6 protein-coding genes are annotated in these 8,107 nt (G+C 70.2%); 3 read left to right on the forward strand and 3 right to left on the reverse strand.

Annotated elements, in window-relative coordinates:
- A partial coding sequence (locus D7Y15_RS40755) for a hypothetical protein (RefSeq protein ID WP_233605280.1) occupies positions 1–1,566 on the forward strand: 1,566 nt, incomplete at its 5' end.
- Here D7Y15_RS40755 and D7Y15_RS40760 read toward each other — a convergent pair.
- From D7Y15_RS40760 to D7Y15_RS40770, 3 genes are all read right to left on the reverse strand, one after another.
- Positions 1,533–2,486, reverse strand: a complete 954-nt coding sequence (locus D7Y15_RS40760; RefSeq protein WP_233605281.1) for a cupin domain-containing protein — start codon at positions 2,484–2,486, stop codon at positions 1,533–1,535. The two genes, D7Y15_RS40755 and D7Y15_RS40760, sit on opposite strands and share 34 nt — an antisense overlap.
- A gap of 64 nt (positions 2,487–2,550) precedes the next feature.
- The gene (locus tag D7Y15_RS40765) at positions 2,551–2,814 is read right to left on the reverse strand and encodes a hypothetical protein (protein WP_121755951.1); all 264 of its coding nucleotides are present in this window, start codon (positions 2,812–2,814) and stop codon (positions 2,551–2,553) included.
- A 174-nt stretch (positions 2,815–2,988) separates the two neighbouring features.
- Complete coding sequence (locus D7Y15_RS40770) at positions 2,989–5,838, reverse strand: fused MFS/spermidine synthase (protein ID WP_233605282.1); 2,850 nt, start codon at positions 5,836–5,838, stop codon at positions 2,989–2,991.
- 76 nt (positions 5,839–5,914) lie between these two features.
- On the opposite strand from D7Y15_RS40770, the gene D7Y15_RS40775 reads away from it, so the two are divergent.
- Both D7Y15_RS40775 and D7Y15_RS40780 read left to right on the forward strand, forming a co-directional pair.
- Positions 5,915–6,901 carry a sensor histidine kinase KdpD gene (locus tag D7Y15_RS40775; RefSeq protein ID WP_120581292.1) on the forward strand — a complete coding sequence of 329 codons (987 nt, stop codon included), beginning with the start codon at positions 5,915–5,917 and terminating at the stop codon, positions 6,899–6,901.
- A 7-nt stretch (positions 6,902–6,908) separates the two neighbouring features.
- Positions 6,909–8,107 (forward strand): sigma-54 dependent transcriptional regulator (locus tag D7Y15_RS40780; protein ID WP_148713004.1); only part of this gene is annotated, 1,199 nt, incomplete at its 3' end.

Below are 8,107 nucleotides of genomic sequence, written 5' to 3' on the forward strand. Positions count from 1 at the left end.
CGAGGCCGCCCCTGCCCGCCCCCGGCGCTCAGTAGGCCCCACCCGAACACCATGCGGCTCCGCGCCCTCCTGCCCGCCCCAGTGGCCCTGTTCACGCTGGGGCTCATCCTCTGGCTGGGGTTCCTTCCCCTTCGCAACTACGACCTGTTCTTCCACCTGGCGGGGGGCCGCTACGTGCTGGAGCACGGCTTCAACCCCGTGGACCCGTTCAGCGTGACGGGCACCGCGGGCTGGGTCCCCCACGAGTGGGGCTTCGGCGTGCTCTGCGTCCTGCTCATCAAGGCCCTGGGCGCCGCCGGTCCCTCGCTCCTCGTCGCCTCACTTGTCGCTGCCAACGTGCTCCTGCTCTGGGTCGCCCTGCGGCGCGCGGACGCCCAACCCTCCCATCTCCTCGTCCTCGCCTGTCTGGGATTGGTGTCGGGCGTCCAGGCCTCCACCTGGCTCCAGGAACGTCCCTTCCATCTGGGACACCTGCTCTTCGTCCTCGCCGCCCTGGGCGTCCAGGCCTGGCGCCGGGGAAATACGCGGGTGCTCTGGGCCTTCCCGCTCCTGGGACTCGTCTGGGCCAACCTGCACGGCAGCTGGCTCCTGGGCCCTGCGCTGCTTGCGTCCACCGCGATGGGCACGGCCCTGGATGACCGCACGCCCGCGTCGCTCCGGCGCTGCGGGGCCGCGCTCGCTGCGGCGCTCGCGATGTTCCTCGTCGCGGGCCTGTCGCCGGACGGACCCCGCATCTACCTGTATCCGCTCCAGCACTCGCTGCTCTCCTCCACCCAGCACATCAACGAGTGGCGCCCGCTGGACCTGGATGCAGGCTGGAGCTGGGTCTACCTCCTCCTCTTCGGCGCGTGCCTCTTCGTCATCGGCCGGGCCCGAGTGCGGCGCGCCGCTGCCCTCCTGCCCACGCTCGTGCTGGGCATCGCCGCGCTGAAGGTCCAGCGCCACGCGCCGTTCGCGTCCGTGCTCCTCGCCCTCACGCTGGTGGAGCACGCGCGCACGGGCGACGTGGACGCGCCCGCCCTCCCCCGATTCCTGTCGTGGCTGGAGCGCCCCCTGGCCACCTGGAGCACCGGAACGTCCCTGGCGCTATGGCCCACCGTCCTGCTGGCCGGTCTGTTCGCGCTGAACGCAAGCGCGCCCCGCCCCGTGGAGAAGGGCACGCACCCCATCATCCCCCTGCCCGTGCTCCAGACGCTGAGCCAACAGCCTCCGGGCCGCGTGCTCAACCGCTTCATCATGGGCGGCCCCATCTCCTACTTCGCGGGTGCCCCGTACAAGGTCTACATCGACAGCCGGAATGATCCGTTCCCCGCCGCCATCCACCAGGCCTATGCGCGGCTCGTGTGGTCCGAGCCCGGCTGGGAGCAGGCACTGGAGGCCTATGATCCGGACTACGTCGTCTGGGACACGGAGAACCCGGGCAACCTCCTGCTGGATCACCTCCGGACGCGGGGCGGCTGGCGCGAGCTGGCGAAGGCGAACGGCTGGGTCCTCTGGGCCCGGGAGCGCACGCCCACGGTCCCCGGAACGCCTCAGCGCCCCGCGACCGCTTCCGGCGGCGGGTGAAACACATACAGCGCCACGGGTGAGCCCTCCTCCGAGCGCACCCGGGCATCCCGGCGCAGCACCCAGAGCTGGCCCTCGAGTAGCGGCCGGGCCTCCGCCACCTCCGCGATGCCCCGTCCCGCCGCCACGTAGGCCACCACCGGCGCGTCGGGCGTCGCCTTCACCGCCCACTCCCCACCCTCCAGCAGCACGCGCGACATGCGCCCCTGGAGCACCGGCAACGGCGTCTCCTCCAGCGTCACGCCCCGCTTCCGCAGCCCGGCGAGGGCCTCGCGAGGCTCCTGGGCGAAGGGCGCCGTGCCACGCAACAGCCGCGCGTCCTCCGCCGGGACGTAGAGGTTCCCGTCGAAGCCCGGCACGGTGAACACCAGGTTGCCCAGCGCCCGGTCCTCATCGGGGTTGCGCCACTCGTGCCCCGTGAAGGGTGGCGAGGCCACGAGCCAACCCGGCCCGTGCACCCCGCGCCGCTCCATCCGCCGCCCCTCCTCGCCCCAGACCTGCCACACGTGCGCCTCGCCCGCGACGATGATGGTGGCCTCGTAGGGCGCACGGTGGATGTGCAGGGGGCACGTCTGGCCCCGCCCCATCACGTGCTGGTGCACGCTGGCGGTGTCGGACGCGAAGTACGTCTCCGAGATATCCGAAGCGCCCGGCCGCGCCTTCTCCAGGGCCGCCATCCGCTCGCGGACGTCCACCACTTCCACATCAGGCGGCGGCAGCGGGGTCAGCGCGCGCCGGAGCCCCAACAGGAGCCCCAGCAACGCGACACACAACCCCATCACCAGCATCCGGTAGACCCAGAGCCGACGGCGCAGTCCGGCGACAACCTCTGGTGACGACACGGTCATGGCCCGCACGATGACAGGTTCAGCCCCTTGAAACACGAATGGCAGGCCCTTCCAGTTGGAGGGACCTGCCATTCACCGGGACGCCACCGACACCCTCGCGAGCGCCAGCTCCTCCCGGACGAAGCCCGGAAGCGGCTCAGTAGGTGTTGTTCTGACCGAAGGACTTCATGGTCTTCTTGTTCAGCTGGTCGTTGGACACCTGGCCGTCGTTGGCCACGTCGTCGTTACCGGCCAGGGCCGCCGCGGAGGCGCCGAACAGCTTGCGGATGTTGTCACCGAACAGCGTGATCACGCCGATGGCGGCGATCGCGATCAGGGCAACGATGATGATGTACTCGGTCATGCCCTGACCACGGTTCTTGCGGAACTGCTTCTTCGGGGCCTTCGCGATCGCGTTCATGGGAAACTCCGGGGGTCGTTGCAGCGGTGGAAAGACACACCCTGCGGGAAGTCAGGGTCGATACGGACAGTACAACGGGCGAGCAAGCACCTCCATCCGTCAACGGGAGGATGGGGGGGCCGGATCAAGGAATATCGCGGGTCTGGCACCACTCAAGGTTTCATTCCCCCTGTTTCAGGGCGCTCCGGGCGCCGCCGTGGGCATACGGGCGGTCTTCCCGCAGGCGTCCGGAGGAAGGGCCTCGCAGTAGGCCTTGAACGCCTTCTGCAGCTTCGCATCCTGGGGGTGGAGCGCCGCCACCTCGCGGCCCACCGCCAGCGCCCCGTCCGCGTTCATCGGCGTCCACACCGTGCGCGCGGCCCAGGCCCGGGCCGTCACCAGCTTCAGGTACTCCGTCACCAGCTCCGGGGAACGGCCGCCCCGCGCCACCTCCGGCTCCAGCAGGGACGCCGCCAGGGTCAGGTCCCCCTGCGCCAGCACCGCCCGGCCCAGCGCGAGCGCCGCCGCGGGATCCTCCGGCGCCAGCGAACGCCACAGCGCCGCCACGCCCCGGACCGTTGGATCCTTGTCCGCGTGGTAGCGCTGCACGTTGCGGTACAGCCCCGCGGCCTGTTCGGCGGTGGGCGGGTAGTCGCGCAGGTACTGGTGCAGGAGCAGTCCGGGCCCTGTCTCCGGCGACCGGCGCTCGTCATTCACGCGCACGTCCAGGTTCGCCAGGAAGAACGCCACCGGCGACGCGTACTCCAAGAGGTTCTGGTCGTCCGTGTTGATGGGGCCCTCACCCGCGAAGGCCTTCTGTCCGGCCTCGGTGTGCACCTGCTTGGACAGCAGGCCGAACAGGTCGTTGATCTCCACCCGCGCCAGGTCCGCCTTCACGTCCGGCCGGGCCATGCGCGCGGCCACCTCCGCCGCGTTGAACGACAGCGGCTTGCGGCTGGCCACCATCACCAGGTCCTCCGGGCCCAGCCACGTCGTGGCGTGCGGGAAGGTGTCCTGCAGCGTGCGGATCACCAGCCTCACCAGCTCGCGGTTGCTCTCGTAGGTGTGGATCCACTGCACCATCACGCCGTCGTCCGTCAGGTGCTTGTCCACCAGCTGGAAGAAGTCGCGCGTGAAGAGGCCGGACACGCCCGACACCCAGGGGTTGGACGGCACGCTGATGATCAGGTCGTACCGGATGGGCGCCAGCGCCATGAACGTCTTCGCGTCGTCGATGTGCACGTGCGTGCGCGGATCATCCACCGCGTTGCGGTTGTCCGCCTTGAACAGGCGCGCCGCATCGATGACCGCCGGGGAGATTTCCACCATGTCCAGGCGCTCTACCGGATGCGCCAGCACACTGCCCGTGGTGATGGCCGCGCCCGAGCCGATGACGAGCACGTTCTTCGGGTCGCGCGGGTGCAGCAGCGCGCCCAGGTGGCCCGCCACCACCTGCGTCTCGATGTCGCTCCCGTTCGACGCGTCCGTCTTCCCGTTGATCTTCATGAAGCGCAGGTTGTCGCTCGGCAGGTCCCCCACCATCACCGTGGCGAAGGTGTCGTCCGCGTAGAAGCGCGGGACGATGGCCTTCTCCGTGCTCTCCACCAACTTCGCGTAGCTGTCCGGCGGCTTCTGGTGCGCGCGGATCGCCGCGATGTTGGACAGCCGCTGCGGCCAGCCGTGCATGCCGCCCAGCACCACCGCCGCCAGCACCGCCGTCACGCCCACCGGCGCCAGCGTCCGCCACGCGGGCACCACGCTTGCGCCCTCCCCTGCCTTCGGCTCGGACAGGGCGCGGAAGGCCAGCGCCGCGGAGAGGAGGTTCGCCACCGCCCCCGCGATGAAGTTGCCCTGCATGCCCCAGAAGGGCATCAGCACCAGCCCGCCCAGCACGGAGCCGGAGAGCGTGCCCGCCGTGTTCCACAGGTACACGCCACCCAACTGGCGCCCCACCTCGGACACCTTCGCCGTGGCCACGCGGGCCGCCGCCGGAAACGCGATGCCCATGATGAACGTGGGCACCAGCAACACCAGGCAGCAGAACGCGAAGGTGATGCCCTGGAAGACGGGCCACGTCTCCACCGCGCGCGTGAGCATCCACTCCGACCAGCGGAACAGGTGCGGCAGCCGCACGTACAGCGGCAACGCCACGCAAAGGCTCAACACCAGCCCCACTTGCGTCCAGCCATACAGCTTCAGCGAGTCCCCGCCCTCCTTGCGCGTCATCAGCCAGAAGCTGCCCAGACCGATGCCCAGGATGAACGCCGTCAGGATGAGCGTGAAGGCATACGTGGACGCGCCCAGCACGATGGACAGCAGGCGGATCCACGTCACCTGGTACAGCATCGACGTGAAGCCCGACAGCATCACGCCCACGAGCGCGGCCCGCACCGCCCGCCGGGGATAGGCCACGTCCTCCGCTGCCGCCGCCGCCCCCACTGTCACCGCCGGTGGGTGCTGGCGTGCCAGCGCCAGCGCCGCCAGTGCGAGCAGCACGTTGATGCCCGCGGCCAGCTTCGCCGATGCGGACAGGCCCACCAGCGGCACCAGCCGCGTGCCCGCCACGTAGACGCCCACCGCCGCGCCCAGGCTGTTGATGGCATACAGCCGCGCCAGCTCCTTGCGCACCCCGGCGAGGCTCGCCGCGAAGTGGCGCACCAATGCCGGCAGCGTGCCGCCCATGAGCAGCGTGGGCACCACCAGGGACAGCGAGGACACGAGCAGGCGCGGCGCCACCCGCAGGCCCTCCGGCACGTGGGGCGCCAGGGTCAGCCACAGGTGCTCCAGCGCCCCCAGGACGTATGGGAACGCCAGCGCGTACAGGCCCACGCCCAGTTCCAGCACGCCATAGAGCGCCAGGGGGTTCTTCACCCGGTCCGCTGTCCGCCCGAAGACAAACGCCCCCAGCGCCAGCCCCCCCATGAACGTGGCCAGCACGACGGCGTGCGCCTGGCCGCTGTTGCCCAGCACGTTCCCCAGGTATTTGGACCAGACCAGCTCGTAGACGAGCGCCGTGGCCCCGGACAGGAACAGAAGGGCCGCCACAAGGTTCTTCGGAGGACGTGCGGTGCTGGTCATAAGGACAGCGCTCGACGTTACCCGGTATGTTTCAGGTCCACCAATGAACGCCCATCTCCTGCAAGCCGCGCAGCTCGCCTGGTCCCCCAACCTCCGGGTGACACGCGCCGAAGGTGACTGCGCCCAGGTGCTGCGCCGCGACGCCAAGGCGCTCGTGGGCATGTCCCTGCACACCGCGCTCGGAGTTCCCCAGGAGCGCGCCCGCGAACTGGATGCGCGAGCGCGCGAGGACCGCCGCGCGGTGGAGTTCGTCACCCTCTCCGCGGGAGGCCCCACCGGCAACCCGCCCGCCAACCACCTGCGGCTCGTGCTGGGCATGGACGGCGAGGAGGCCGCCGCGGGCGTGCTCGACCTGGGCACCGTGCTGGAGGGCGCCCCGCCGGTGCAGATCTCCAAGCTGTCCTCGTCCCTCAGCCATGAGATCCGCAACCCGCTCTCCTCCGTGAAGATGGCGGTGCAGACGCTGGCCCGGAACACCGGCCTGTCGGACCGGGACAAGCGGCGGCTCACCATCGCCAACCGCGAAATCCGCACCATGGAGCGCATGCTCTGGCTGCTCTCCGAATACGGCCGCGAGAGCGCCGCGAACCTGGACGCCCACGCCCTGCGCTCGGTCGTCCAGGAGGCGACCGCCATGGTGGCCCCGGAACTGGCCGAGCGCCGCATCGAGGTGGATGTGAAGGAAGAGGCGGACCTGCCCCGCGTGAGGGTGGATCCCAACCGGTTGAGGCCCGTGCTCGCTCAAGTCCTGCTCAACGTGGCCATGGGCCTGCCCGAAGAGGGCCGCGTCCAGGTGACGCTGCGCCAGGACGACCCCGGCCACGTCAGCCTCATCCTGGATGATCCCGCCGCGGCCCTGCCTCCGGATGAGCGGGGCACGCTGTTCGACCCCTTCGGCTCGCGGCTGGCGCGGGGCGCGGGGCTGTCCCTGGCCGCCCTGCGGCGGGTGATGACGGGTGTGGGGGGCGACGTGGCGGCCCAGGGGAGCGCGGAACCGGGGATGGTGTTCACGCTGACGTTCGCCGCCTGAGGACCCCATGGAGACCCTCCTCATCGTCGACGATGACGTGTCGCTGCTCGAAACCCTCACGATGCACTTCGAGGAGATCGAGCAGGACGACGGGCAGCCGCGCTACCAGGTGGTGACGGCCACCAGCGCGGCCGCGGGCCTCAAGGCCGCCCAGGAGAACATGCCCAGCGTGGTCATCCTGGACATGATGCTCCCGGACCGCACGGGCCTGGAGATCATCGAGGAGATGAAGGGCCTGTGCGGCGACGCGCGCATCATCCTCGTCACCGCCTACCACGACATGGAGACGACCATCCGGGCCATGAAGGCCGGTGCGTTCGACTACATCCACAAGCCCTTCCCGGATCCGGCCGCCCTGGACCTGGTGGTGGAGCGCGCGCTGGAGTACCGCCAGCTGTCGCGCCGCGCGGATGAGGTCCACCGCGAGAACGCCGTCGTCCGCCTGGGCGACATCGTGGGCACCAGCCCCTCCATGCAGCAGCTGGTGAAGGAGATTGGCAAGGTCGCGAGCAGCACCGCGACGGTGCTCATCAACGGCGAGAGCGGCACGGGCAAGGAGCTCATCGCCCGCGTCATCCACAACTACTCCTACGACGAGCCACGGCCCTTCATCGGCATCAACTGCTCCGCCATCGTGGACACGCTGCTGGAGAGCGAGCTGTTCGGCCACGAGAAGGGCGCCTTCACCGGTGCGGTCGCCGGCAAGCCCGGCAAGTTCGAGCTGGCCGAGGACGGCACCGTCTTCCTGGACGAGATTGGCGACATGTCGCTGATGCTCCAGGCGAAGCTGTTGCGCGTGCTCCAGGAGCGCGAGTTCGAGCGCGTGGGCGGCGTCAAGCGCGTGAAGCTGCGCGCCCGCGTCATCGCCGCCACCCACCGCCACCTCGCGGACGAGGTGGACCAGGGCCGCTTCCGCGAGGACCTCTACCAGCGCCTCAAGGTGATCACCCTCGTCATCCCGCCTTTGCGTGAGCGGCGCGAGGACATCCCCCCGCTCGTGAAGCACCTGCTGGAGCGCATCAACGAGAAGGTGCACAAGCGCGTCACCCGCGTGCCCCACGAGGTGATGGAGCGCCTCACGCGCCTGCCCTGGCGCGGCAACGTGCGCGAACTGGAGAACGTCCTCACCCGCGCCGTGGTGCTCGCGCCGGGTGACGTGCTCCGGGGTGACGACCTGCCCGCCCTGGAGGCGACCCCCTCAGGCCC

Source organism: Corallococcus sp. AB030, from assembly GCF_003668965.1.
GTDB lineage: Bacteria > Myxococcota > Myxococcia > Myxococcales > Myxococcaceae > Corallococcus > Corallococcus exiguus.